The following is a 24,567-nucleotide window of genomic DNA, read 5'->3' as shown; positions in this document are numbered from 1 at the left end:
TGCGCCAACGGCGGCGTTCAGCCCTGCCTCAGCGCCATGCGCGTAGGGGCGGGGAATGCGCCACATTGCCGCCCTTCTTGCTGCCCTCCTGGCCTCGTGCGGACCATCCACGCCGGTGCCCGAGGCCGTAGGGCTGGCCACGCAGGAAATTGCTCCCGCACCGGACTACGCGCCGCTGATCCTGTCGCCCCGGCAGTTGCACAGCACCGACGAGATCGTGCGCCACGCCAGCGGCCCGCCGCCGGCCGATGCCGCAGCCGTGGGCGACCTGTGGGTGCGGCGGCTGGAGCAGCGCGGTGCGCTGATGGGTTCGGGCAGGTCAGGGAAGGGTGAGGGCGATCCCGTGTCGATGATCGACACGCTGCTGACCGCCCGCCAGTTCGATGCCTGGGCGCAAGAGAACGGCTGGACCGTGCCGCGCCACATAATCTGGCGGTTCCAGCAGGAATTGCACCATCCCGCGCTGCCGCCGCAGCTTGCCGGGGCGGTTCACCTGTGGCCTGCCAGCACGCGCCGCACCGGCTGGCAACTTGAAGCTGCCTTTACCGGGCGCGTGTTCCTGCGGAACGGCTGCGTCTATGTCAGCAGCCCGGGGCAGCAGGGCGAGGCCTTGGCCTGGTTCCATGCCGAAACCGGGCTGGGCCGCGACGGGGATGGTTATTTCACCCTGGTCAACCGCGTGACCGGCGAGACAATGGCGCGGCTGGGCGAGGAAATGCAGTGGGCCGGGCCCAATGCCATCGACCAGGAGCAGCCACAGGTGCAGGCGCTGCAGGCGGCCTGTGGGGACTTGCCGGTGGTGAGCGTGGGCAATCCCGAAGCGCTGGAGCGGATCTTTGTCCGCTATCCGCACCTCAGGACGCTGCAAATCCCGCCGCCGCCACCGCCTGCGCCGTTACCGGCAAGCTGAGGGTCAGCCCCCGTTGCCCAGGTTCACCAGCACTTCCTCGTAGGGCATCCCGTCACCCCCGCGGTTGACCACGATGTGCTGGTAGCCGCTGCCCGAGTGGCCGCGCGCGGTATCGTACCAGTCGCTCTGGAGCGGTTCGCTCAGGGCAATGCGGTAGAAGGTGGTGCGCATGTACTCGCTCAGTTCGCCCGCGGTGATGGTGGTATCGCCGTTGGCATCGGCCTGGCCTTCCATCGCCATCTGCAGGATGTGGCTGATATAGCCGCCGGCCTCGAACTTGTCGGCCACCAGGCTTGTCAGGTCGCTGTCCGAGCTGAAAATGCCCATCCGGCCCACGCGGTTGTTGATCACATCGTCGAACCCGCCGGAGAAGCACGAATCCAGCACCAGCAGGGTGCGCGACTGGATCGGCTCCAGCAGCGCTGCCAGCTCGTAATCTGCGATGGCGGCATCGAACAGCTCGATCGTCTCACTGGCCCCGTCGGCCTCGATCGAGCGGTCGACCTCGTTCTTGGCCCCGTGGCCGCTGAAGAACACCAGGAACAGGTCATCCGGGCCGATCTGCCGGCCGATATCGGCCACGGCCTGTTCGAAGTTGGCGCGGGTGGCCTGGGCGTTGACCAGGGTTACGCTGCCGCTCCCCAGCATTCCGGTGCGTTGCATCGTTTCGGCCAGCTTGCTGGCATCCTGGTCGGTATTGGGCAGTTCGTTCATCCGCTCGTAGTCGGACACGCCCACGCTCAGCAGGAACACCCGGCTGTTGCCCACGCGCGGGTCAAGCGTGCCATCGGCCACCGACGGGGCAGACATGGCGATGGTATAGGCCCCGCTTTCGCCCGGCTGGTAGCTGGTAGCCATCAGGCGGTAGGTGCCATCCTCCGGCAGGGTGACCACAAGGCGGCTGTCGGTCGTCTCGCCGCCGGCGCGGTCGTCGTTATCCTCCTGCCCGCCGCTGGGATATTGCAGCGAGAGGTAGGTATCGAACTCCGCACTGGTCATGTCGAACACCAGCCGTTCACCGCGCCGGCCTTCGAAGTTGTAGAAATCGGTGAATTCGCCGCTCGAAATGGTCTCGTCGCCGTCGGCCAGGGTGGCGTCGAGCGACTGGCCCAGGACAATGTCGCCCGCAGCCCCCGCCGCCACCTGCGCCCCGCCGGTGCTGGCGCGGCCGGTGCCGGTGCCCGATTCCAGGCGATAGGCACCCAGGCCATCGGCGGCATAGCTGCCCACCACCACGCGGTAGGTGCCGCTGGCGGGCAGGGTGGTATCAAGCAGGGCGTTGAGCGTGCCGCCGGCGGGATCGTCGTCGTTCTCGGCCACGAAGCCATCCGGCCCTTCCACCCGCACCAGCGGGTCGAAATCGTCGGACGACAGGGCCAGGCGCAGCGCCTGCCCGGCCTCGGCCTCGATGGTGTAGACATCGGTGCGGCTGCGGTCGCTGCGCGGGTCGCTGTTCTCCAGCCGCCCGCTGATCGTGCCGCTCCACGCCATCGCCTGAGACGGGGCGGCCTGCTGCTGGCGGGCGCTGCTGCCGGCATAGCTGGCGGTAAGGCGATAGGGCCCGGTCTCGCCCCCGGCATAGCTTGTGGCGGCGACCGTCAGCGTGCCGCTGCCGGGCACGGTCACGTCCAGCCGGCTGTTGGTGCCGTTGCGGCCTGACGGGTCATCGTCGTTCGACACCTGGTAATCGCCCGCCCCGAAGGCGGCGAGGTAGGTGTCCACGGCGGTGGAGGTCATCTCGATCACCAGTTGCGTGCCGGGATCGGCTTCCAGCGTCCAGGTATCGAAGAACTCGCCCTCGGCCAGCGTGGGATCGCCCTGGCGCAGTTCGCCGCTGACGATGCCGCCCGGGCGCAGGGTGCCCGCCGCGGTGGCCCCGCCGATGGCCGAATTGCTGCCGCGGCCCCCGCTGCTGAGCGCGATCTGCGCGCCGTTGGTGGTGAGGTTGTAGCTACCCGTCTCGCCCGAGCGGTACGAGGTGACGATCAGCCGATAGGTGCCGTTGGCGGGCAGGGTGACATCCAGCGCGGAATTGGTCCCGTCGCTGTCGTCGTTGTCGAAGGTGGAGCCGTCCGGCCCGCGCAGCATCAGGTAGGTATCGAAGGCGGTGGAGCTGAGATTCACCCGCAACTGCTGCCCAGCGCGCCCATCGATCTCATAGGCGTCGTAGTACTCGCCGGAATTGAGCTGCTCGTCACCCGCTGCCAGCGTGCCTTGCTGTGCGCCGCGCAGGCCGTTGCTGCCGCCGCCGCCAGTGCGCACGACCGGCTGGGTGCCACCACCTGTGGCGCGCCCGGCCTGCCGGTCCGGCCCGCCGGTCACCTGGTAACGCCCGCTTTCGCCCGGCTGGTAACTGGTCACGATCACGCGATAGCGGCCGGTGACCGGGGCGGTTTCGGTGACGCGCGACTGGACCGAGCCATCGCCCTCGTCATCGTTCTCCCAGCGGATGTCATCAGTCGGGCCGCGCACGATCAGGTAGGGATCGAATTCGGTGGAAGTGGCGCGCACGTCGATGCGCTCCCCGGCGCGCACGTCCAGCGTGTAGCTGTCGTAGAACTCGCCCGAATCGAGCGTGCCGTCGCCCCGTTGCAGGGTGCCGGAGGTGTCGATCCGCTCCTGCGCGGCAGAGCCTTGCGAGAGCGCCGCGGCAAGCGCCAGCGAAGCGGTGGTCAGAAACAGCAAGCGGCGCATAGAATCCCCCAAACAGCACCAGTGCGGCGATCCCTCCCGCACCGCGGCTTAATTCTGCCTGAAAGGCCCTTCGCGCAAGTGACAAACCTTGCGAAAATCAGGCGGCCCTTGCTGCCCCGAACAGGCGCGGGGCCAGCAGCCACTTGAAGCCGGCGAAGGCCACCAGGCCCACCACGGCGGTGGCCACGTGGAGCAGCCAGAACTGCACCGTGTCCATCGTGGAATACCAGCCGCCCACCTGGCCCACGATCTGGTTGGCCAGGAAGAAGGCCAGGTAATAGATGCCGATCACCGTGGCATTGATCTGGCGCGGGGCCAGGCGAGTGAACAGCGCCAGGCTGACCGGCAGGATGTGCGAAAAACCGATCGAGTTCAGCAGGTGGAACAGCACCGGCCAGAACAGCCCGATCTGGCCATCGCCTTGCGTAGCTGCGGCCATCACCAGGCACAGCCCCCCGGCGATGGTGAAGAAGCTGCCGATCACCATCTTGCCCAGCTCGTCCGGCTCGCTGCCGGTCCTGTCGGCGCGCCACTTCCAGAACCAGGCGACCGCAACCAGCATGGCAAAGCTCAAGGTGGCGTCGATGGTGATCATCCAGGTGGTCGGCACCGTCTGCCCGAAGAAGGTGAGCTGGAACTGCTCGTCCGCCCACACGAGGTAGGCGTTGAAGATCTGCTGGTTGGTCAGCAACGCCACGGCCATCACCGGCACCATGATCGCCACGGCAAGCACGCGCAGCCCATCGGCGCGGGTCAGCTTTTCGGCCGCCGCCTTTTCGCCTTTCGCGGGCCGGTTGTCTTGCGGCAGCCAGCGCCCGGCGGCAAGATAGACCAGCAGGCCCGCCACCATCACCACGCCCGCGCAGCCGAAGCCCCAGTGCCAGCCCACTTTCTCGCCCAGCGTGCCGGACACCAGCGGCGCGGCAATGACGCTTACGTTGATCGCGATGTAGAAGATCTGGAAGGCCATGGCACGGCGCAGGTCGCCGTCCTTGTACAGCTCGCCCACCTGGCTGGCGATGTTGCCCTTGAACAGGCCCACGCCCACGATCAGGGTGATCAGGGCCAGCAGGAAGGTGCTTTCGAAGGCCATCAGGAAATGGCCCAGCGCCATCACCGCGCCGCCCGCCACCAGCGTGGCACGGCGGCCCAGCCACTTGTCGGCCAGCAGCCCGCCCAGAATGGGGGTGAGGTAGACCAGCGAGGAATAGTCGCCATAGATGGCCGAGGCGAGCGGCTGGCCTTCCGCCCCGCCATAGCGGTTTTCCTGCAACCACCCCAGGCCCGCCACGGCATCAAACCGCTCGGGCAGCAGGTAGTTGACCATGTAGAGCACCAGCAGCGTCTGCATGGAGTAGTACGAGAACCGCTCGCACCCTTCCACCAGCGACAGGTAGCCCAGGCCCTTGGGGTGGCCGATGAAGGCGGTGTCGGCTTTTGCGGCGGCTTCGTCGATATGCTCGGGGGTGGCTTCGGCCACGGTCATGCCAGTTGCTCCGCCAGGAAAGCGGCAATGTCGTCCAGCGCCACCTGCTTGTCGAGGAAGGCGTCGCCAATCCCGCGCAGCAGCACGAAAGGCAGGGTGCCCGCGTCCATCTTCTTGTCGTGCAGCATGTGCTGGGCAAGCTGCTGGCCCGAGCAGTTGAGGCCCAGTCCGGCAATTTCGGTGGCGAGGCCCGCACCGGCGATGGCGGCGGTAACGCGGGCGGCGTCGGGCTGCGTGGTATAGCCGCGCCGGGCGGAGTAGCGGGCCGCCAGCACCATGCCCAGCGCCACCGCCTCGCCATGCAGCAGCCGGTCGCCGAACCCGGTCTGCGCCTCCAGCGCATGGCCGAAGGTGTGGCCCAGGTTGAGGAGGGCGCGGGTGCCGGTGGTCTCGCGTTCGTCCTCGGCCACGATGCGCGCCTTGGCGGCCACGCTTTCGCTCACCGCATAGTCCAGCGCTTGCGCGTCGCCCGCCATCACCTTGGCGCCGTTCGCCTCGCACCAGGCGAAGAAATCGATGTCGCCCAGGATGCCGTACTTGATCACTTCGGCATAACCGGCACCCATCTCGCGGCGCGGCAGGGTGGCCAGCACGCCAAGGTCCGCCAGCACCAGCGATGGCTGGTGAAAGGCACCGACCAGGTTCTTGCCGGCGGCCGTGTTGATCGCCGTCTTGCCGCCCACGCTGCTGTCCACCTGTGCTAGTAGGGTGGTGGGCAACTGGATGAAGCCGCAGCCGCGCTTAACCACGCTGGCGGCAAAGCCGGTTAGATCGCCGATCACCCCGCCGCCCAGCGCGATGATGTGGTCGTTCCGCTCCACCTCTTCGGCCAGCAGCCAGTCAACCAGCTTTTCAAGGCTGGCCCAGCTCTTCGTGCTCTCGCCTGCGGGGAGGACGAACCAGCGGGCGGCAAAGCCCCCTGCGGCCAGCGCCTGTTCCACCGTCTCGCCCCACAGGCCCTTTACCGTTTCGTCGGTCACCACGGGCACCGCGGCTTTCCGCAGCAGCTTGCCGCACTGGGCAGGCAGGTCGGCCAGCAGGCCCGTGCCCACGCGCACCTCGTAGGAACGGCCGGCGAGGGAAACGGGGATCACAGGCATTGGTCGAGCGCCTCCAGGATGCGGTTGACGGTAACGGGATGGGGGGCGCTGATGCTCTGCACCCGGATCGGGGCCTGGGCATAGGCGGGTTCGCGCTCGGCCTTCATGCGGGTAACGATCTCGCGCACGTTGCCGCCGCGCAGCAATGGCCGCTTGTCATTGCGGCTGACGCGTTCGACCAGCGTGTTGACATCGCAGTCCAGCCATACCGGCAGGCCGCGCTGCTGGATCAGGGCGCGGGTTTCCGGCTGCACGAAGGCCCCGCCGCCCGTGGCAATCACGCCGGGACCGGCATCGAGCAGGCGGGCAATCACCCGCCGCTCCCCATCGCGGAAAGCCGCTTCGCCATGCCGGTCGAACATCTCGGTGATCGACATCTTGGCTGCTTCCACGATGGCATCGTCGGCATCCACGAAAGGCAGGCGCAGCATCTGCGCCAGCTTGCGGCCCACCGTGCTCTTGCCCACGCCCATCATGCCCACCAGCACGATCGGCCGGTCCACCCGCGCCGCCAGCGCCGCCAGCCACGCCGGGTCGGGCATGGTGTCGGCCGCGTTGCGGGAAGGCTTCCTCTTGTTCATTGCCCCCCGGCCTATAATTGCGCTAACCGCCCTTGCAAGCAGCATGGGCAGAAGAGAACTATGGCGGAACACCGCACAAAGGTGGCATGGGCCGGGTTCGCGCTGCTTCTCGGCCTGCTGGCGTTGGCCTGGCTGGATGGCGGGCGCGAGGAGCAGCGAATGATCGTTCAACCGGTTGAATTGCCATTGGAACAGACGGAGCAAGGTGCATGAGGCGGGCGGGTTTGCTGTTGGGCGGCGTGATGCTGGCGCTCACCTCGTCGCTGGCGTTCGCCCAGCCGGAAGACCTGCTGCCCGATGTATTCAACGATCCGCCGCCGCAGCCCGCCCCAGCGCCGGGGCCGCGTGCCACCCAGGCACCGCAACCGCGCCAGACCGTCGCCCCGCGCCCCGCAGCGCCTGCTGCCGGGGCCGCGCCGTCCGTCTCCGCCCCCGTGGTCCAGCCTCTGCCGGGCGAGGGGGGCGCACCTGCCAGTGATGCCGTGCTGGCCGGCCTGCCCGCCGATTTCCCCAGCCTCGCCGAACTGGAGGCGATGGAGGAGGACGAGCTGAACGAGGTCTTGGGCCTGAAGCCCAAGTTCGACGTGCCGCCCGGTGCCCGCCGCGCGCTTGAGCGGATCGGGGTGATTTCCAGCGGCGAAGGGGGCTTTGCCTACAACTCGCTGGCCGGGCAGCCAGCCGCGCTGGTCCGGGCAGCGCTTGCCGGAACGCGCGGACCGATGGTGTCGCGCTGGGGCCATATCCTGGTTCGCCGCGCGCTGGCCAGCCGCCTCAATGCCCCTGCCGGCATGAGCCCGGTGGAATTCGCCGCCATGCGCGCCAAGGTGCTGAACGGCATGGGCGAGATGGCCGTGGCCCGCAGCCTGGTGCAGGATGTGGAAGGCAGCAACTATGACCGCGCGCTGACCGATGCGGCCTTCGATGCCTACGTCGGCACCGGCGATTTCCTGGGCATCTGCCCCATCGGTGAACTGCAGCCGACCATTCGCGAGGATGGCGAGTGGACCATGGCCAAGGCCATGTGCGATGCCTACGAAGGCGATACCCGCGATGCCTATCGCCGCCTGCAGCGGGTGCTGGGTGCAGAAGGCACGCTTGAGATCGACGTGCGCCTGGCGCAGCGCTTCGCCGGTGCGGCGGGCGAGGGGGACCGGGCAGTCAATATCGAGTGGGACGGGGTGGATGACCTGACGCCCTGGCGCTTTGCCCTGGCCAATGCGCTGGGCGAGCCGGTGCCCGATAGCCTGGGCAATTCGCTCTCTCCGCCGCTGGCGATTTCGGCGGCGCTGACGCCAGCCGTGCCGTTGCTCACCCGCCTGACCGCCGCCGATGTGGCCGGCGCGCGCGGGGTCTTCTCCACCAGCGCGATGGTCGATCTCTACGGCCAGCTCTATGCCAGCGATACGGTGGATGACGCGGCCAAGCAGCCCGCGATCCTGCTGCGCAACGCCTATGTCGCCGCCGATCCGGCCGGCCGCATGGGGGCCATGCGCCGCCTGTGGGAAGGCGACAGCTATGGCCGCCGCGTGCTGACCGCCTATGCCGCCGCGCGCGTGCCGGTGGATGCCGCGCTGGCCGACGATGCGGGTGACCTGATAGCCTCGATGCTGGCGGCAGGGCTTGATCGCAACGCGGCGCGCTGGGCCAATGTGGTGGAGGAAGGCTCGCTCGGCTGGGCGCTGATCGCGCTCAGCAACCCGCAGGGCGGGGCCGTGGACGCGGGGGCCGTGTCCGGCTTCTACAACGATGACGACAGCGAGGATTCGCGCAAGTCCGCCTTCCTGGTGGCAGGCCTGGCGGGCCTGGGCCGGCTGGACGAGGGCGCGGCCAATGACCTGGCGGGCGATATCGGCTTCAGCCTGGGCGGATCGACCGCCTGGAGCGAGCGGATCGACCGCGCGGGTCAACTGCGCAATCCCGCGCTGGTCGCGCTGCTGGCGGGCGTGGGGATGCAGGGCGATGGCTGGCAGCGGATGACCCCGCGCCACCTGTTCCATATCGTGCGCGCGCTCAATGCTTCCGGATTGCAGGCCGAAGCCAGGATGATCGCGGCGGAGGCCGTGGCGCGCGGCTGATGTGAGCGCGGCCATGAGCGCAATCGGGGCCTTCCTCGCCATGCTGGCCGCAGAACGCGGGGCGGCGGCCAATACTCTTGCTGCCTATCGCCGCGACCTTGAGGGGGCCGAGGAACTGGTGGGCGACCTGGTCTCCGCTGACCGCGCTGCACTGGCTTCGCTCGCGGGCAAGTGGGCCATGCTCGCCCCCAGCAGCGTGGCGCGCAAAGCATCTGCCCTGCGGCAATTCTACGGCTTCCTGCTGGATGAAGGCCTGCGCGAGGATGATCCCAGTCCCGCCCTGCCGCGCCCGGCCACGCGGCGCCCGCTGCCCAAGGTGCTGGGCCACGAGGATGTCGCCCGCCTGTTCGCGCAGGCGGAGGATGAGGCCGCGGGGGAATCGCCTGATGCCGTGCGCCTGCTGGTGCTGCTGGAACTGCTCTATGGCTCGGGCCTGCGGGCGACCGAGCTGGTCAGCCTGCCGCTGAATGCCGTACCGCGCGATGCGCCGTTCCTGACCGTGACCGGCAAGGGTTCCGCCCAGCGGATGGTGCCGGTATCGCGCCGGGCGCAGGCGGCCCTCTCGCGCTGGCTGGCGCTGCGGCCCGATCCCGGAACCACGCCGGCCTGGCTGTTCCCCTCGGCCGGCAAGCACCTTTCGCGCGTGCGGCTGTTCCAGTTGCTGAAAGCGTTGGCGGCACGGGCGGGGCTGGACCCGGCGCGCCTCTCACCCCACGTTCTGCGCCACGCCTTTGCCACCCACCTGCTGGAGGGCGGGGCAGATCTGCGCGTGCTGCAAACCTTGCTGGGCCATGCCGATATCGCCACCACGCAGATCTACACCCATGTCGATGCCGCAAGGCTGGTGGCGCTGGTGAATGAGCGACATCCCCTTGCAGGCCGCGCCCCTTCCGGTTAGCGCAGCCGCCCATGATCACCTATCTCGAATTCGAAAAGCCCGTCGCCGCCATCGAGGCGAAGATTGCCGAGCTGCGCGCTGCCGCGGGCGATGATGGCGCGGTGGACATCACGAAGGAGCTGGTGCGGCTGGAGAAGAAGAGCGCCGACCTGCTGGCCAGCACCTATGCCTCGCTGACCCCGTGGCAGAAGACGCAGGTGGCCCGCCACCCGGCGCGCCCGCACTTCAAGGATTACGTGGCCCACTGCTTCAGCGATTTCCTGCCGCTGGGGGGCGATCGCAACTATGGCGATGACGAGGCGATCATGGGCGGCCTGGCCACGCTGGACGGGCGCAAGGTGGTGCTGATCGGGCATGAGAAAGGCTCCGACACCGAAAGCCGCATCCGCCACAATTTCGGCATGGGCAAGCCCGAAGGCTATCGCAAGGCGATCCGCCTGATGGAACTGGCCGACCGCTTCGGCCTGCCGGTGGTGACACTGGTGGATACCAGCGGGGCCTTCCCCGGCATCGAGGCGGAGGAGCGCGGCCAGGCCGAAGCCATCGCCCGCAGCACCGAGGCCTGCCTGGCGCTGGGGGTGCCGATGGTGGCAGCGATCGTGGGCGAGGGCGGCAGTGGCGGCGCGGTGGCGCTGGCCAGTGCCGAGCGGGTGCTGATGTTCGAACACGCGGTTTATTCGGTGATCAGCCCCGAAGGCTGCGCCTCCATCCTGTGGCGCACGGCCGAAAAGGCCCCGCAGGCGGCAGAGGCCATGCGGATGACCGCGCAGGAGCTGCTCTCGCTGGGCGTGATCGATCGCATCGTGCCCGAACCCAAGGGCGGGGCGCAGCGCGATCCCGTGGCTGCCGCGACGGCCCTGGGCCAGGCCATCGGCGAGGAACTGGATGCTCTCGCCGGCCACAAGCCCGAGGTGCTGCGCCGGCGGCGCGAGGAACGCTTCCTCGCCATCGGCAGCAACCTCTGATCCTTCACCCTTGCGGGAACCTGCCCGCAAGCTGGCGGTTGCCTTGCCATGTCGAACGCGCCAACACTGCGCGCGAGAACTTTGGGGAGCCGCAAGAAATGTCTGCACGAACCTTTACCCAGTCCATGCGCGTGGCGCTGGCAGGCAGCGCCGCCCTGGCGCTTGGTGCCTGTGCCACCGTGCCCGGTGCCGGTGTTGCCGCCGGTTCGCCGATCACCCAGGCCGAAGCCCAGCAGGGCGCCCAGTACCACCAGCAACTGGTGGGCGAATTCGGCGGCGCGATGACCGGGCCACAGGCAGACTATGTAGAGCGGGTGACGCAGAACGTGGCCGTGCAGTCTGGCCTGGCCACCCGGCCCGACGCCTTCGAGGTGACGCTGCTCAACTCCTCGGTCAACAACGCCTTCGCCGTGCCCGGTGGCTATGTCTACATCACCCGCCAGCTCGTCGGCCTGATGAACAACGAGGCCGAGCTGGCCGCCGTGATGGGGCACGAGGTGGGCCACGTGGCCGCCCGCCACTCCGCCCGGCGCGAGGCGGCGGCGCAGCGCAACCAGCTTGGCGGGCTGGGCATTGCCATCCTGTCGCAGGTGCTGCTGGGCGGTAACAACCCGCTGGGCCAGCAAATCAGCCAGGCGGCGGTGCAGGGCTCGCAGCTTCTCACGCTGAAGTTCTCGCGCACGCAGGAATTGGAGGCCGACCAGCTTGGCGTTCAGTACCTCAACGGCGCCGGCTATGATCCGCGCGCGATGGCCACGCTGCTGCAAAGCCTGGCGGCGCAGAACACGCTGGATGCCAGCCTGATGGGCCGTGGCAATGCGACGATCCCTGCCTGGGCCTCAACTCACCCCGATCCCGCCAGCCGCGTGCAAAACGCCCTGCAGCTTGCCGGGGCCGGCACCGGGGTGACCAACCGCGAGACCTTCCTGCAGCGGATCGACGGGCTGATGTATGGTGACGATCCCGCACAGGGCGTGATCGAAGGGCAGCAGTTCATCCACCCCGAACTGCGGCTCAGCTTCACCGCGCCGACCGGCTTCTACATGATCAACTCCACCACGGCCGTCTCGGTCAACGGCGATGCGGGCCGGGCGCAGTTCAGCACGGGGCCCTACAACGGCAATCTTGAGGCCTATGTCCGCAGCGTCTTCCAGGCGCTGGGCGGGCAACAACAGCAGTTGGCTCCGCAGACCCTGCAGCGCAGCACCGTCAACGGCCTGGCCACGGTGATCGGCGGCGCGCGGGTGAACAACGGCCAGCAGGAGGTTGACGTCACGGTGGTCGCCTATGACTTCGGCGGCGGCAAGGCCTATCACTTCGCGGCGATCACCCCGGCGGGGCAGGCGGCGGTGTTCAACCCCATGTTCAACTCGGTGCGCCAGATTACCTCGCAGGAGGCCGCCCAGGTGGTCCCCCGGGCGATCGACGTGGTGACGGCGGCGCGCAGCGATACCGTGGCCACCCTGGCGCGGCGCATGGCCTATACCGACGGGCAGGAGGCGCGCTTCCGCGTGCTCAACGGCCTTTCGGGGACCGATACGGTAGTGCCGGGCCAGCAATACAAGATCGTCGTCCGCTCGCGCTGAGCAGGCTGGCACAGGCGCGAAAAGGGGCGGCGGGTCATCCCCGTCGCCCCTTTTTCATGCTGTTGTGGCACGCTGGCCCCTAGTGGTTGCCCAGGTTCTCGGACGCGGCCGTTTCCACTTTGCCATACATGTCGGTGATGCCGCCGTTCAGCGCATCGAGCGAACCCACGATGGCGATCCCGATCAGCGCCGCGATCAGGCCATATTCGATGGCGGTGGCGGCGCGTTCGTCGGTCAGCAATTTCAGCAATCGTCGCGGCACTTGCATTGGCCTGGCTTTCTTGCAGGAGCACTAGCGTGGCAAACTGCCAGCAAAGTCCTAATGAATGGTTTAAATGGAGTAAGCGCTTGGCAAGTAATCCGACAGCCGTGCTGGTGGTGGCGCTGGGCCTGGCGGGGCCGGACGGACGCTGGCTGTTGCAGCAGAGGCCCCCCGGCAAGCACCATGCGGGCCTGTGGGAGTTCCCCGGCGGCAAGGTGGAAAGCGCTGAGAATCAGCGGCTTGCCCTGTGCCGCGAGGTGGCGGAGGAGCTGGCGATCACGCTGGATCCGGCCGCCCTTTCACCCGCCTGGGTGGCGGATGACTGGCCGCAGGGAAACATCGTCCTGATTCTTTACACCGCTACCCGGTGGCAGGGTGAAATCGTCGGCCTGGAAGGGCAGCAGTGGGGCTGGTTCACCCTGGGGGAGATGGCTGCGCTGCCGCTGGCGCCCATGGATCGCTCTTTTGCCGCGCGACTGGCGCAATAGGGCCTTGCCAAGCGGAAAAGTCCCCCCTAATTGGCGCCCTCCAATGCGCGCCCGTAGCTCAGCTGGATAGAGCACCAGACTACGAATCTGGGGGTCGGAGGTTCGAATCCTTCCGGGCGCGCCACCACAACAGCCCGTCCCCACCAGGGGGCGGGCTGTTGTGGTGTTGGGCCCATGAAGTTCGCACATCGTTCGGATCGCAGGCGCAAAGCGCCGGAGATGGCCGCAGCGCAGCGAAGGCCTATCCTTCCGGGCACTACGGACCAAAGCCCCAAGGAACCCGCTTCCCGCTCGTATGTTTCCCCTGCAACGCAGCAACAGGGAACCCCCATGGCCAAAGCAATCTTCGCCCGCCTAATCGAGGACCACGACAAGCACCGCGCCCTGCTGGCGCAGATTGAGAAGACCCAGGGTGCCAGCGACGAGCGCTCCGAACTGTTCGAGGAACTGACCATCGAGCTGAAGGCCCACGCCTCGGCCGAGGAGCAGGCGCTCTATTCCACCATGATGCGCAAGCCCCCGACCACCGACGAGACGCGCCATTCGGTGGCCGAGCACCATGAGATCGAGGAAATGCTGAACGACCTGGCCGCCACCGACATGGCCAGCGGCGCCTGGCTGACCAAGTTCCGTGAACTGGCCCACCGCTACACGCACCATATCGACGAGGAGGAGGAAGAGCACTTCCCCGACTTCGCCAGTCACCTGACCAGGGAAGACGAGGCGCACATGGAAAGCGTCTTCGAGCGCCGCAAGCAGGCCGAGAAAGCCTTGGCGGAAGTGACGCCGGAAAAGATGGAAGACGCCAAGGAATAGCCTACATTCCGCAATCGGAAGGGGGAGAAGCTTGGCGTCACCCGAAAAGCAATTGCCGGAAACCACGGCCGGGCTCGACGATGACGCGTCGGTCGAGCTCGGGGTGTGGCGCTATGCCCGGGCTAGGCGGGCCAGCCTGGTGGTGGACTGCGCGGACTATTTCGCGCTGATCCAGCAGGCGATGCTGCTGGCCCGCCAGCGGATATTCCTGATCGGGTGGGATTTCGACACCCGCATCCACCTGGCCGTGGGCCGCCGCTGGTGGGAGAAAGGCTGGCGGCGCGAGGCACCCCGGCGGCTGGGCAGCTTCATCCCCTGGCTGGTGCGCAACCGGCCCGGGCTTGAGGTGCGCATCCTCAAGTGGAGCTTCGGGGTGCTGTCGTTCTTCACCCGCGGCTCGATGCTGCTCGATATCATGCGCTGGTGGCCGAAGAAGCGGATCGATTTCAAGTTCGATACCGCGCACCCGATCGGTTGTAGCCATCACCAGAAGATCGTGGTGATAGACGAGCGGTTTGCCGTGTGCGGCGGGATTGACATGACCGGTGCCCGCTGGGACACCCGCGAACACCTGCCGCATGACCGGCGGCGGCGCGGGGCGGGGCGGCGCTCCTATGGCCCGTGGCACGACATGTCGCTGATGATGGAGGGTGACGTTGCTGTAACCCTGGCGGACCTCGGCCATGCGCGGTGGGACCACGCCGGGGGCAAGTCGATGGAGCGGTGCCGCCCGCAGGCCGAAAGCGCCTGGCCGGAGATGCTCGAAGCCCAGTTCACCGACGTCGAGATCGGCATTTCGCGCACCCGCGCCGAGCACGGCGACTGTCCCGCCATCAATGAGGTGGAGGAGCTCTACGCCCGCCAGATCGCCGGGGCGCAGAAGTTCATCTATATCGAGAACCAGTACTTCGCCTCGCGCGCCGTTTGCGAGGCGCTGGCGAACCGGCTGGCCGAGCCCGACCCGCCCGAGGTGATCGTGGTCCACCCGGCCAATGCCGACGGCTTCATCGAGTGCCTGGCGATGGACACCGCGCGCGCCGAACTGGTCGCTGCTATCGAGGCGCTGGACGAAGACGACCGCTTCCGCCTCTATGCCCTGTATGCGGCGGACGACGTGCCGATCTATGTCCACGCCAAGATGATGGTGGTGGACGACCAGTTGCTGCGCGTCGGCTCGGCCAACATCAACAACCGCTCGATGGGGCTGGACAGCGAGTGTGACGTGTTCATCGACTGCGCGCGGCCCGGCAATGCCCATGCCGCTGATGCCATCCGCACTATCCGGCTGGACCTGCTGGCCGAGCATACCGGCCTGTCGGCGGACGAGGTGGAAGCAGGGATCGAGCAGCACGGCTCGATGGCGGCGCTGATCGAGGCGTTGGAAGGCCAGCCCGGCTGCCGCCTGCGTCGTTTCCACCCGCCGGAGAACACCGAGATCGAGCGGCTTATCGCTCTGCGAAAGACGCTGGATCCCGAACGGCCCGACGAGTTATTCGCGCCCGGCAGCGAGAAGCGTGGCCTTTTCCGTCCGGGCAGCCTATTGGCGAGGGCGAGGGCCATGGCGCGCCGCCGCGCCGAACGTCGGGCCGAGAGGAAAGCTGCGAAAACGCAATGAGTTGCGACCAAGATGATCACGACCACCCCGTTGGTCTCCCCGCCAAGCCACCTGTTCCGGACGATGTGCAGGATGCGATCCGCACGCTGATCCGCTGGGCGGGAGACGATCCCGCGCGTGAAGGCCTGCTGGATACGCCCGCCCGCGTGGCGCGCGCGTGGAAGGAATACTGCCAGGGCTATGGCGAGGATCCTTCGGTCCACCTGTCGCGAGTGTTCGAGGAAGTGGGCGGCTATGACGAGATCGTGCTGCTGAAGGACATCCCATTCCAGAGCCATTGCGAGCACCACATGGCCCCGATCATCGGCAAGGCGGCGATTGCCTACCTGCCCACCAACCGGGTGGTCGGCATTTCGAAGCTGGCCCGCGTGCTGCACGGTTATGCCCGCCGGCTGCAGATCCAGGAACGCCTGACGGCCGAGGTGGCAGAGTGCATCTGGACCCACCTGGAGCCGCGCGGCGTGGCCGTGGTGATCGAGGCCAGCCACGCCTGCATGACGGCGCGCGGCGTACGCACGCCGGGCGTCAACATGGTCACATCCCGCGTGATGGGCCTGTTCCGGCGTGACGAGCGCAGCCGCGCCGAAGTGCTCAAGCTGATGGGGTATTGACCTGTTGGGTAGTTGACGGGGCGGGCCAACAGGGGTCTGACTGGGTCGCACGAGATTTAAGGACTGGAAGGTTTACGCATGACGGCACTCTATGTGCGTGGCGGGCAACCGCTGCGGGGCAGGATCGAGCCCTCGGCCAACAAGAACGCGGTGCTGCCGGTGCTGTGCGCCACGCTGCTGACCGATGCGCCGATCACGCTGCGCAACGTGCCCGAGATTACCGACGTCACCCGCATCCACAGCTTCTTTGCCGAGCTTGGCAGCACGGTGCGCTGGGACAAGGCGGCCAAGACGCTGGAGATCGACCACTCGACGATCTCGCCCGGGGCCCGCGCCACCCTGCCGCAGGCGATGCGCGCCAGCATCATGATGATCCCCGGCCTGCTCGCCCGGCTGGGCGAGGCTCGGCTGGAGAACGAGGTCAAGGGCTGCACCCTGGGTGCGCGCGAGATTGATCCGCACGTGGCCGTGTTCCGCGCCTTCGGGGCCGAAGTGACCTTCGAGAGCAAGAACATCGTCTTCCGCAACAAGGGCAAGGTGGAAGGCACGCGCATGTGGCTGGAATATGCCAGCGTCACCACCACCGAGAACTTCATCATCTCCGCGCTGACCGCCACGGGCACCAGCCAGATCGTCAACGCCGCGTGCGAGCCGCACGTGCAGGAGATGTGTGCCTTCCTTGAGCTGATGGGCGCGCGGATCAAGGGCAAGGGGACCAGCATGGTCTCGGTCGAGGGCGGGGTGGAGCTGCACGGCTGCGACTACACCTTCGTCGAGGATTTCCACGAGGTGGCCACCTTCCTGGCGCTGGCGGCGGTGACCGGCGGTGACATTGCCGTGAGGAACAGCCAGCCCGAAAACTTCATGCTGATCGACCGCACGTTCGAGAAGTTCGGTGCCCACGTGGAGCACAAGGACGGCTGGTCGCGCCTCCAGGCCCCGGCCGAACTGGTGGTGCAGAGCAACTTCACCAGCCACCTGATCACCAAGGTGGAAGCGGCTCCCTGGCCCTATATCCCGGCCGACCTGCTGCCGATCTTCATCGCGCTGGGTGTGAAGGCCAAGGGCCAGACGATGTTCTGGAACAAGGTATATGAGGGCGGCCTCACCTGGCACACCGAACTCAGCCTGTTCGGCGCACACACCCTGCTGTGCGATCCGCACCGCCTGATCACCTTTGGTGGGGACCGGCTGGTGCCGGCAACGGTTACTAGCCCCTACATCATCCGCGTGGCCATTGCCCTGCTGATGGTGGCCGCCAGCATCGATGGCGAAAGCAAAATCCTGGATGCCGACCCGATCAAGCGGGCGCACCCCAACTTCGTGCCCAATATCGACAGCCTGGGCGTGCAGGTGGAATGGGAAAGCTGAACGGCTGACGCGCCTATAGCCCGGCCAGCCTGCGGCTGCCGGGGTGGACGGGAAGAGCAAATGACCGGCGCGGGGTTGCCGCATTCTGTGCCCGGACTCGACGACGCTTCTTGTATTTGAGGTACGGTAATCGCGTCGAGATTTGTTGCCGCCGGCCCGCGGCCATCCTCCAGCTATTGACGCGACGGAGGGCAGCACTCGCGTGGCGGCCATGCCTGGTGCGAACGTTCGACATAATGCCGGGACGCCCGCGCCGGTCATTTCCTCCGCACGCCTAAACGCCGGAGGATGGCCCATCCGCTGCTCTGGCCAGACGCATCGGACGAGAGTCGGGCTGCACCATTTCCGGTGCTGTAGGAAAGTGATTTTTTGCTGACCGCACGAAAAAGGGCGGCCCGAACCGGACCGCCCCTCTTTGTTCCGTAACGGACAACAGTCTCAGAGCTGGCCCAGCATGTGCTCGGCGCTGGAGACCTTGAACTCGCCCGGGCCTTCCACGTTCACTTCTTCCACCACGCCGTCGTTCACGATCAGCGAATAGCGCTGCGAACGCTTGCCCATGCCGAAGCCGGAAAAGTCCGCATCCAGGCCCAGAGCGCTGGCGAAATCGCCGTTGCCGTCGGCCAGCATGGTCACGTCGTCCGAACCGCTGGCCTTGCCCCAGGCGCCCATTACGAAGGCATCGTTGACCGAGACGCAGGCAATCTCGTCCACGCCCTTGGCCTTCAGGTCGGCTGCCTTCTCGACATAGCCCGGCAGGTGCTTGGCCGAGCAGGTGGGGGTGAAAGCCCCCGGCACGGCGAACAGGGCGACCTTTTTGCCGGCGAAGTAATCGGCGCTCTGCACCTTGTCCGGCCCGTCGGCGGTGACCTTCACCAGTTGCACGTCGGGCAGCTTGTCGCCTTTGGAAATCGTCATCAGAGTGATCCTTGCTGTGAATGGCTGCCTAGAGATAGGCGCATGGCGGGCCGTTGCAAGCACGCCCGCGCCATGCAGCGAAGGGCTTGTGAGCCGGGGCGGCTCCCTCTATGTGCACCTGCGAACAACGCGTTGCATGGAGCCCCGGCGACGCTTCACCCCAGACCACTGACCGGAGAAGTGACCGTGGCCACCATTGCTGCTGCCAACGACTATATCATCAAGGACATCGCCCTGGCCGAATTCGGCCGTGACGAGATCAACATCGCCGAAACCGAGATGCCGGGCCTGATGGCCCTGCGCGACGAATTCGGCGCGGCCAAGCCGCTGCGCGGTGCGCGGATCACCGGCTCGCTGCACATGACCATCCAGACCGCCGTGCTGATCGAGACGCTGGTGGAACTGGGCGCCGATGTGCGCTGGGCCACCTGCAACATCTTCTCCACCCAGGATCACGCCGCCGCCGCCATCGCCGCTGCCGGCATTCCGGTGTTCGCGGTGAAGGGCGAGAGCCTGGCCGAATACTGGGACTATGTCGGCCGCATCTTCGACTGGGGCGATGATGAAACCTGCAACATGATCCTGGACGATGGCGGCGATGCCACCATGTTCGCCCTGTGGGGCGCACGCGTGGAAGCGGGCGAGGAGCTGTTCGAGCCGTCGAACGCCGAGGAGATCGAGTTCGTCCGCGCGCTGAAGGAATTCCTGGCCCGCAAGCCCGGCTACCTGACCCAGAGCGTCAAGAACATCCGCGGCGTGTCCGAGGAAACTACCACCGGCGTCCACCGGCTGTACCAGATCGCCAAGAACGGCAAGCTGCCGTTCCCGGCCATCAACGTGAACGACAGCGTGACCAAGTCGAAGTTCGACAACCTGTATGGCTGCAAGGAATCGCTGGTCGACGCGATCCGCCGCGCGACCGACGTGATGCTGGCCGGCAAGGTGGCCTGCGTGGCCGGGTTCGGTGACGTGGGCAAGGGCAGCGCCGATTCGCTGCGCCAGGGCGGCGCGCGCGTGATGGTGACCGAGATCGACCCGATCTGCGCCCTGCAGGCGGCCATGGAAGGCTACGAAGTGGTCACCATGGAAGAGGCCGTGAAGCGCTGCGACATCTTCGTCACCGCCACCGGCAACGAGGACGTGATCACCGCCGAACACATGATGGCGATGAAGCCGATGAGCATCGTGTGCAACATCGGCCACTTCGACTCCGAGATCCAGATCGCCGCCCTGAGCAACTATACCTGGAAGGAAATCAAGCCGGGCACCGACCTGGTGACCTTCCCCGATGGCAAGAGCATCATCGTGCTGGCCCAGGGCCGCCTGGTAAACCTGGGCTGCGCCACCGGCCACCCCAGCTTTGTAATGAGCTGTTCCTTCACCAACCAGGTGCTGGCCCAGATCGAGCTGTGGCAGCGCGGGCATGACTACACCAAGGAAGTCCACATCCTGCCCAAGCACCTGGACGAGAAGGTGGCCGCGCTGCACCTGGAGAAGCTGGGCGTGCAGCTCACCAAGCTTTCCAAGAAGCAGGCCGACTATATCGGCGTGCCACTGTCCGGCCCGTTCAAGCCGGAGCATTATCGCTACTAAGCGTCTTTTCGGGTGATGAAATCGCGGGCGGTTCTTTCTTCGGGAAGAACCGCCCGTTTTCCTGTGTGTGGGTCATTGCCATTGCGCCCTTGTGGCCATAGCTGATTGGGATGGAATTCAGCCCCACAGCGCTGGCACTGCTCGGCCTGCTTCTGGCAGGCTGGACGCTGGGCGCGGTGTGGATGGTGCTGGCGGCGCAGAAGCGCCAGCGGCAGGCCAAGGCCGCGCGGCTGGCCAGCCGCCGCCTGGCGCGCATGATCGACGATTCGCCGGCCATTCCGCTGGTGGTGCGGGGTGACGGGCGGCTGGAAGGGCCGGACCGGCTGGCGGGCTGGCTGGGCCTGGCAAAGATGCCCGCCTTCCTGTCCGAACTCGACGGTGGCCCCGGCGGCAGCGCGGGCCTGATGCCCGACGATGTGGAGCACCTGCGCGAAGCCGTGCGCCGCACGCAGAAGACCGCCGCGCCGTTCCGCATGGTCCTGACCCCGCGCGGTTCCGGCAAGAGCCTGGCGGTGCGCGGCCAGCAGGCCGATCCGGCCGTGGCTGCCCCCGGCAGCGCGCTGCTGTGGTGGTTCGATTTCTCCGAAAGCCAGGGTGAACTGGCCCGCCTGCGGACCGAAGCGGCGCGGGCGCGCAATGATTTCCATGCGCTGGTGGGCCTGATCGAGGCCGCCCCCATGCCGATGTGGTTCCGCGGGCCGGACCTGAAGCTGACCCTGGTCAACAGCGCCTATGTGAAGGCGGTGGAGGCCAGCGATGCCAGCGCCGTGGTGCGTGAGCAGATCGAGCTGATCGAGCCGGTGGACGGCCTCACCGCCGCGCAGATCGCCGGCCAGTCGCGTGACCGGCACCTGCCGATCGAGCGGATCGTGCAGGCCACCATCGCCAACCAGCGCCGCAGCATGCGGGTCAGCGACCTGCCGCTGGGGGATGACGGGATTGCCGGCTATGCCGTCGATATCGAGGAAATGGAGGAGCAGGGCCGCGCCTTCCGCGCCTTCCAGGACGCCCAGCGATCGATGCTGGACCTGTTCTCGATGGGCGTGGCCCAGTTCGACCAGGACCGGCGGCTTGCCTTTGCCAACCAGCCCTTCCTGCGCCTGTTCAGCCTGCCGGCAGCGGTGCAGATCGACCAGCCCGATTTCGACCGCGTGCTGGATATCGCGCGGGATCGGGCGCGCCTGCCCGAGGTGCGCGATTTTCCCGCCTGGCGGCGCGAGCTGGCTTCGTGGTTCCGCAAGGATTCTCCCACCGAGGATAGCTGGACCCTGCCCGATGGCATGCACCTGCGCATCCTGGCCCAGCCGATGCCCGATGGCGGGCTGGTGCTGGTGGCCGAAGACCGCAGCGAGCAGCTTGCCCTGTCCGCCACGCGCGACACCCTGCTGCGCACCCGCACTGCCACCTTCGACAGCCTGTTCGAATCGCTGGCCGTATTTGCGCCCGATGGCCGGGTGCAGTTGTGGAACCGCCGCTTTCCCGAGATCTGGGGAATCGAGCCCGAATTCCTCGACGATCACCCGCATATCGATGCCCTGCTGGACAAGATCACCCAGGTGCTCGCCCGTCCCGGCCAGCGTGCCGCCATCGGCGAAGTCGTCCGCCTGGCCACGCTGGAGCGCAAGCAGCGCGGCGGGCGCGTTTTGCTGAGCGACGGGCGCACGCTGGAATTCGCCGGAGTACCGCTGCCCGATGGCAACAGCCTGCTGACCGTGCTGGACGTGACCGACAGCACCAAGGCCGAGGCCGCCCTGCGCGAACGCAATACCGCGCTGGAGGAAGCGGACGCGGTGAAGACGCGGTTCCTGGCCAACATGAGCTACGAATTCCGCACCCCGCTCACCTCTATCGGCGGCTTTGCCGAGCTGCTGCAATCGGGCGTGGCGGGGGAGCTGAGCGAGCAGGGCAAGGATTACGTCAACGCCATCCTCACCAGCGTACAGCGGCTGACCGCGCAGATCGAAAGCGTGCTGGACCTGACGCAGAGCGAGGCCGGCCTGCTGCCGATGGCGACCGAGGCCATCGACCTGCTGCCTTTCGTCACCCGCATCGTGCGCGAGCGCGAGGACGCGATCGAGTCGAAGAAGGCCCAGCTTGACCTGCGCGGCGACAAGGGGGCAGGGCAGGTGATGGCCGACCGGCGCCAGCTTGGCCGCGCCATCGGCAATATCCTGGATAACGCCATCGCCGCCGTGCCCGCCAAGAACGGCCGCATCCTGATGGCGCTGTCCCGCCGCAAGAATTCCGTGCGGATCGTCATTTCCGACAACGGCCCCGGCATGCGCCCAGGCGATCTGGCGCGGGCGCTGGAAGGCTATGCCCTGTCCAAGGATGGCAGCGGCAAGGAACAGCGCGGGCTGGGCCTGCCGCTGGCCCGGCAACTGGTCGAGGCCCATGGCGGGCGGCTGGATATCCAGAGCGAGCGGGGCGCCGGCACCACCGCCACCATCACCCTGCCGTGCTGACCGTCGACCTGCACGATCTCGCTGCGGTCGATGCCTTTGGCGCGCGCATTGCCGCGCGGCTGCGGGCGGGGGACGTGGTGGAACTGCGCGGTGATCTGGGCGCAGGCAAGACCACGCTGGCGCGCGCGATCATCGCCGCCCTGGGCCATGCGGGCGAGGTGCCAAGCCCCACTTTCACCATCGTCGAGACCTACGACCACCTCTCGCCCCCCCTGGTCCATGCCGACTTCTACCGGCTGGAGCACCCGCGCGAGGCGGCGGAGCTGGGACTGGACGATTACCGCGAAGGGGCCGTGCTGCTGGCCGAATGGCCCGACCATGCCGGCGGCTTCGGGCATGAGGCGGGGGGCCTGTCGATCACGCTGGAATCCACCGCAAATGGCCGCCGGGCGGTTGCCCTTGGCGGGCCCGATTGGCTAGGGCGCATGCCATGAGTGCAGACCTGCCCGCCGGGCTCGAATCGTTCATCGCCAGCGCTGGCTGGAGCGGGGCACAGGTGCAGCCGCTGCCGGGTGACGCCAGCTTCCGCCGCTATTTCCGGCTGGTGCGCGATGGTGAAACCGCGATGCTGATGCACGCGCCGCCGCCGCACGAAGACCCTGCGCCGTTCCTGCACGTGGGCCACTGGCTGCTGGACCAGGGCCTGCGCGCGCCCGCCATCCTGGCCGAGGATGCCGCGCAGGGCTGGGTGCTGATCGAGGACTTCGGCAACGACCGGATGCGCGACTGGCTGGACCTGAACCCGGCTGCGGAGGATGCCACCTATCGCAAGGCGGTGGATGCGCTGGTCACGCTTCACAAGTGCCCGCCGGGGCCGTTCGAACCCTATGACATGACAGTATACCTGCGCGAGGTGCGGCTGTTTACCGAATGGTTCTGCCCCGCTGCGGGCATCACGGTAGACACGGCGGCGCACGATGCCGCGTGGAAGGAGGTGCTTGCGCCCCTGCTCGCCCGCCAGCAACCCGGCGTAACCGTGCTGCGCGATTACCACGCCGAGAACATCATGCTGCTGCCGGATGGCGAACAGGGGATCATCGATTTCCAGGACGCGCTGGTGGGCCACGTGGCCTATGACCTTGTCAGCCTGCTGCAGGATGCACGGCGCGACGTGAGCGAGGAGCTGGAGCAGGACATGATCGACCGCTACGTCACCAAGGCTGGCGTAGATGCCGATTTTCACGCCGACTACGCGGTGCTGGGCGCGCAGCGCAACGCCAAGATCGTCGGCATCTTCACCCGCCTGTGGCAGCGTGACGGCAAGCCGCGCTACCTGCCGATGATCCCGCGGGTGTGGGCGGCGATGGAGCGTGACCTGGCGCATCCCGCCCTGGCACCCGTGGCGCGCTGGTTCGATGCCAATGTTCCGGCCGAATGGCGCGAACGCCAGGGGGCGGGACTGGGCGAAGCCGCATGACTGCACTCGCCTCCGACACGGCAATGGTCATGGCCGCGGGCCTGGGCAAGCGGATGCGCCCGCTCACCGCCACCCAGCCCAAGCCGATGGTGCGCGTGGCCGGCAAGCCGCTGATCGACCACGCGCTGGACAGGCTGGCCGAGGCCGGGGTGGCCCGCGCCGTGGTCAACGTGCACTATCTGGCCGACCTGCTGCAGGACCACCTGAAGCGGCGCACCGTGCCCGCCGTCACCATCTCCGATGAGCGCGACCTGCTGCTGGAAACCGGCGGCGGCATGGTGAAGGCGCAAGGGCTGCTGCCCGATCCGTTCTTCTGCGTGAACAGCGACAACCTGTGGCTGGATGGCCCGCGCAACGCCCTGCTGGACCTGTCCGAGCGCTGGAACCCGGCGGAGATGGACGCCCTGCTGCTGCTGGTGCCGCACAAGGGGGCGATGAATTTTCCCGGCAAGGGCGATTTCCACATGGGGCCGCTGGGGCAACTGACCCGCCGCCGATCCGGCCGCATCGCGCCCTATATATACACCGGCATCCAGCTTGTAAGCCACCGGCTGCTGCGCGATGCGCCCACCGGCCCGTTCTCCACCAACCTGCTGTGGGACAGGGCGATTGCCGAAGGGCGGCTGTTCGGCGTGGCCTTTACCGGGCGCTGGTTCGAAGTGGGCACTCCGCAGGCGATCAAACCCACCGAGGCCGCGCTGGCCGAGGGAAGCTGA

The 24,567-nt window shown here is 67.4% G+C and carries 22 protein-coding genes and 1 tRNA gene; 17 read left to right on the top strand and 6 right to left on the bottom strand.

Annotated elements, in window-relative coordinates; genetic code table 11:
• Window positions 1–55 precede the first annotated feature (55 nt).
• Entirely contained in the window at window positions 56–910 is an 855-nt protein-coding gene (locus GRI99_RS12320; protein WP_160772359.1) for a hypothetical protein, read from the top strand.
• Window positions 911–913: 3 nt separating this feature from the next.
• On the opposite strand, the gene GRI99_RS12315 is transcribed toward GRI99_RS12320, so the two are convergent.
• The 4 genes from GRI99_RS12315 to GRI99_RS12300 form a co-directional block, all read right to left on the bottom strand.
• Window positions 914–3,604: a pre-peptidase C-terminal domain-containing protein gene (locus GRI99_RS12315; RefSeq protein ID WP_160772358.1), complete on the bottom strand. Its 2,691-nt coding sequence runs from the start codon at window positions 3,602–3,604 to the stop codon at window positions 914–916.
• A 97-nt stretch (window positions 3,605–3,701) separates the two neighbouring features.
• Window positions 3,702–5,090 (bottom strand): peptide MFS transporter, encoded by a 1,389-nt coding sequence (locus GRI99_RS12310; RefSeq protein ID WP_160772357.1) that lies wholly within the window; start codon window positions 5,088–5,090, stop codon window positions 3,702–3,704.
• Entirely contained in the window at window positions 5,087–6,190 is a 1,104-nt protein-coding gene (aroB, locus tag GRI99_RS12305) for a 3-dehydroquinate synthase (RefSeq protein WP_160772356.1), read from the bottom strand. Before aroB ends, GRI99_RS12310 begins: the two co-directional genes overlap by 4 nt.
• On the bottom strand, window positions 6,181–6,771 hold the full coding sequence (locus GRI99_RS12300) for a shikimate kinase (RefSeq protein ID WP_160772355.1): 591 nt from the start codon (window positions 6,769–6,771) through the stop codon (window positions 6,181–6,183). Before GRI99_RS12300 ends, aroB begins: the two co-directional genes overlap by 10 nt.
• Window positions 6,772–6,831: 60 nt before the next feature.
• On the opposite strand from GRI99_RS12300, the gene GRI99_RS12295 reads away from it, so the two are divergent.
• The 5 genes from GRI99_RS12295 to GRI99_RS12275 all read left to right on the top strand — a co-directional run bounded on the left by GRI99_RS12295 (window position 6,832) and on the right by GRI99_RS12275 (window position 12,295).
• The gene (locus GRI99_RS12295) at window positions 6,832–6,984 is read left to right on the top strand and encodes a hypothetical protein (protein ID WP_160772354.1); all 153 of its coding nucleotides are present in this window, start codon (window positions 6,832–6,834) and stop codon (window positions 6,982–6,984) included.
• Window positions 6,981–8,846, top strand: a complete 1,866-nt coding sequence (locus GRI99_RS12290; RefSeq protein ID WP_160772353.1) for a hypothetical protein — start codon at window positions 6,981–6,983, stop codon at window positions 8,844–8,846. The genes GRI99_RS12295 and GRI99_RS12290 overlap by 4 nt, the downstream gene beginning before the upstream one ends.
• A gap of 13 nt (window positions 8,847–8,859) precedes the next feature.
• The gene (locus GRI99_RS12285) at window positions 8,860–9,744 is read left to right on the top strand and encodes a tyrosine recombinase (RefSeq protein ID WP_160772352.1); all 885 of its coding nucleotides are present in this window, start codon (window positions 8,860–8,862) and stop codon (window positions 9,742–9,744) included.
• 11 nt (window positions 9,745–9,755) lie between these two features.
• Window positions 9,756–10,709: an acetyl-CoA carboxylase carboxyltransferase subunit alpha gene (locus GRI99_RS12280; RefSeq protein WP_160772351.1), complete on the top strand. Its 954-nt coding sequence runs from the start codon at window positions 9,756–9,758 to the stop codon at window positions 10,707–10,709.
• A 98-nt stretch (window positions 10,710–10,807) separates the two neighbouring features.
• Window positions 10,808–12,295, top strand: a complete 1,488-nt coding sequence (locus tag GRI99_RS12275; RefSeq protein ID WP_237438332.1) for a M48 family metalloprotease — start codon at window positions 10,808–10,810, stop codon at window positions 12,293–12,295.
• Between the two features lie 79 nt (window positions 12,296–12,374).
• Here the strand turns inward: GRI99_RS12275 and GRI99_RS12270 are convergent, their stop codons facing one another.
• Window positions 12,375–12,563, bottom strand: a complete 189-nt coding sequence (locus tag GRI99_RS12270; protein ID WP_160772350.1) for a Flp family type IVb pilin — start codon at window positions 12,561–12,563, stop codon at window positions 12,375–12,377.
• Between the two features lie 80 nt (window positions 12,564–12,643).
• On the opposite strand from GRI99_RS12270, the gene GRI99_RS12265 reads away from it, so the two are divergent.
• The 6 genes from GRI99_RS12265 to GRI99_RS12240 all read left to right on the top strand — a co-directional run bounded on the left by GRI99_RS12265 (window position 12,644) and on the right by GRI99_RS12240 (window position 17,458).
• Entirely contained in the window at window positions 12,644–13,045 is a 402-nt protein-coding gene (locus tag GRI99_RS12265) for a (deoxy)nucleoside triphosphate pyrophosphohydrolase (RefSeq protein ID WP_160772349.1), read from the top strand.
• Between the two features lie 47 nt (window positions 13,046–13,092).
• Window positions 13,093–13,169 (top strand) — tRNA-Arg (locus GRI99_RS12260).
• A gap of 206 nt (window positions 13,170–13,375) precedes the next feature.
• On the top strand, window positions 13,376–13,861 hold the full coding sequence (locus GRI99_RS12255) for a hemerythrin domain-containing protein (RefSeq protein ID WP_160772348.1): 486 nt from the start codon (window positions 13,376–13,378) through the stop codon (window positions 13,859–13,861).
• A 31-nt stretch (window positions 13,862–13,892) separates the two neighbouring features.
• A complete protein-coding gene (locus tag GRI99_RS12250) occupies window positions 13,893–15,476 on the top strand; it encodes a phospholipase D-like domain-containing protein (protein ID WP_160772347.1) in 1,584 nt (527 codons plus the stop codon).
• On the top strand, window positions 15,473–16,087 hold the full coding sequence (gene folE, locus GRI99_RS12245) for a GTP cyclohydrolase I FolE (protein WP_160772346.1): 615 nt from the start codon (window positions 15,473–15,475) through the stop codon (window positions 16,085–16,087). Before GRI99_RS12250 ends, folE begins: the two co-directional genes overlap by 4 nt.
• 78 nt (window positions 16,088–16,165) lie before the next feature.
• The gene (locus GRI99_RS12240; protein ID WP_160772345.1) at window positions 16,166–17,458 is read left to right on the top strand and encodes a UDP-N-acetylglucosamine 1-carboxyvinyltransferase; all 1,293 of its coding nucleotides are present in this window, start codon (window positions 16,166–16,168) and stop codon (window positions 17,456–17,458) included.
• A gap of 438 nt (window positions 17,459–17,896) precedes the next feature.
• Here GRI99_RS12240 and GRI99_RS12235 read toward each other — a convergent pair whose 3' ends face one another.
• The gene (locus GRI99_RS12235; RefSeq protein WP_160772344.1) at window positions 17,897–18,376 is read right to left on the bottom strand and encodes a peroxiredoxin; all 480 of its coding nucleotides are present in this window, start codon (window positions 18,374–18,376) and stop codon (window positions 17,897–17,899) included.
• Between the two features lie 186 nt (window positions 18,377–18,562).
• Between GRI99_RS12235 and ahcY the strand changes: the two genes are divergently transcribed.
• The 5 genes from ahcY to GRI99_RS12210 all read left to right on the top strand — a co-directional run bounded on the left by ahcY (window position 18,563) and on the right by GRI99_RS12210 (window position 24,567).
• Entirely contained in the window at window positions 18,563–19,969 is a 1,407-nt protein-coding gene (gene ahcY, locus GRI99_RS12230) for an adenosylhomocysteinase (RefSeq protein WP_337192921.1), read from the top strand.
• A 110-nt stretch (window positions 19,970–20,079) separates the two neighbouring features.
• A complete protein-coding gene (locus GRI99_RS12225; RefSeq protein ID WP_160772342.1) occupies window positions 20,080–22,434 on the top strand; it encodes a PAS domain-containing sensor histidine kinase in 2,355 nt (784 codons plus the stop codon).
• Window positions 22,431–22,868, top strand: coding sequence for a tRNA (adenosine(37)-N6)-threonylcarbamoyltransferase complex ATPase subunit type 1 TsaE (gene tsaE, locus GRI99_RS12220; protein WP_160772606.1), 438 nt, complete (start codon window positions 22,431–22,433; stop codon window positions 22,866–22,868). The genes GRI99_RS12225 and tsaE overlap by 4 nt, the downstream gene beginning before the upstream one ends.
• Window positions 22,865–23,851: an aminoglycoside phosphotransferase family protein gene (locus GRI99_RS12215; protein ID WP_160772341.1), complete on the top strand. Its 987-nt coding sequence runs from the start codon at window positions 22,865–22,867 to the stop codon at window positions 23,849–23,851. Before tsaE ends, GRI99_RS12215 begins: the two co-directional genes overlap by 4 nt.
• Window positions 23,848–24,567, top strand: a complete 720-nt coding sequence (locus GRI99_RS12210; protein WP_160772340.1) for a nucleotidyltransferase family protein — start codon at window positions 23,848–23,850, stop codon at window positions 24,565–24,567. The genes GRI99_RS12215 and GRI99_RS12210 overlap by 4 nt, the downstream gene beginning before the upstream one ends.

Origin of the sequence: Alteraurantiacibacter buctensis, from assembly GCF_009827655.1 — a bacterium.
Classification (GTDB): Bacteria; Pseudomonadota; Alphaproteobacteria; order Sphingomonadales; family Sphingomonadaceae; genus Alteraurantiacibacter; species Alteraurantiacibacter buctensis.
This window is presented reverse-complemented; position numbering and strand designations above follow the sequence as displayed.

Bases quoted from the DNA above. Each gene is read 5' to 3' on its own strand.
- GRI99_RS12315 (WP_160772358.1), bottom strand. From the start codon at position 3,604: ATGCGCCGCTTGCTGTTTCTGACCACCGCTTCGCTGGCGCTTGCCGCG.
- GRI99_RS12255 (WP_160772348.1), top strand. From the start codon at position 13,376: ATGGCCAAAGCAATCTTCGCCCGCCTAATCGAGGACCACGACAAGCAC.
- GRI99_RS12210 (WP_160772340.1), top strand. From the start codon at position 23,848: ATGACTGCACTCGCCTCCGACACGGCAATGGTCATGGCCGCGGGCCTG.
- GRI99_RS12320 (WP_160772359.1), top strand. From the start codon at position 56: ATGCGCCACATTGCCGCCCTTCTTGCTGCCCTCCTGGCCTCGTGCGGA.
- GRI99_RS12310 (WP_160772357.1), bottom strand. From the start codon at position 5,090: ATGACCGTGGCCGAAGCCACCCCCGAGCATATCGACGAAGCCGCCGCA.
- aroB (WP_160772356.1), bottom strand. From the start codon at position 6,190: ATGCCTGTGATCCCCGTTTCCCTCGCCGGCCGTTCCTACGAGGTGCGC.
- GRI99_RS12300 (WP_160772355.1), bottom strand. From the start codon at position 6,771: ATGAACAAGAGGAAGCCTTCCCGCAACGCGGCCGACACCATGCCCGAC.
- GRI99_RS12270 (WP_160772350.1), bottom strand. From the start codon at position 12,563: ATGCAAGTGCCGCGACGATTGCTGAAATTGCTGACCGACGAACGCGCC.
- GRI99_RS12225 (WP_160772342.1), top strand. From the start codon at position 20,080: ATGGAATTCAGCCCCACAGCGCTGGCACTGCTCGGCCTGCTTCTGGCA.
- GRI99_RS12290 (WP_160772353.1), top strand. From the start codon at position 6,981: ATGAGGCGGGCGGGTTTGCTGTTGGGCGGCGTGATGCTGGCGCTCACC.
- folE (WP_160772346.1), top strand. From the start codon at position 15,473: ATGAGTTGCGACCAAGATGATCACGACCACCCCGTTGGTCTCCCCGCC.
- GRI99_RS12215 (WP_160772341.1), top strand. From the start codon at position 22,865: ATGAGTGCAGACCTGCCCGCCGGGCTCGAATCGTTCATCGCCAGCGCT.
- GRI99_RS12280 (WP_160772351.1), top strand. From the start codon at position 9,756: ATGATCACCTATCTCGAATTCGAAAAGCCCGTCGCCGCCATCGAGGCG.
- GRI99_RS12235 (WP_160772344.1), bottom strand. From the start codon at position 18,376: ATGACGATTTCCAAAGGCGACAAGCTGCCCGACGTGCAACTGGTGAAG.
- GRI99_RS12275 (WP_237438332.1), top strand. From the start codon at position 10,808: ATGTCTGCACGAACCTTTACCCAGTCCATGCGCGTGGCGCTGGCAGGC.
- GRI99_RS12240 (WP_160772345.1), top strand. From the start codon at position 16,166: ATGACGGCACTCTATGTGCGTGGCGGGCAACCGCTGCGGGGCAGGATC.
- GRI99_RS12295 (WP_160772354.1), top strand. From the start codon at position 6,832: ATGGCGGAACACCGCACAAAGGTGGCATGGGCCGGGTTCGCGCTGCTT.
- GRI99_RS12285 (WP_160772352.1), top strand. From the start codon at position 8,860: ATGAGCGCAATCGGGGCCTTCCTCGCCATGCTGGCCGCAGAACGCGGG.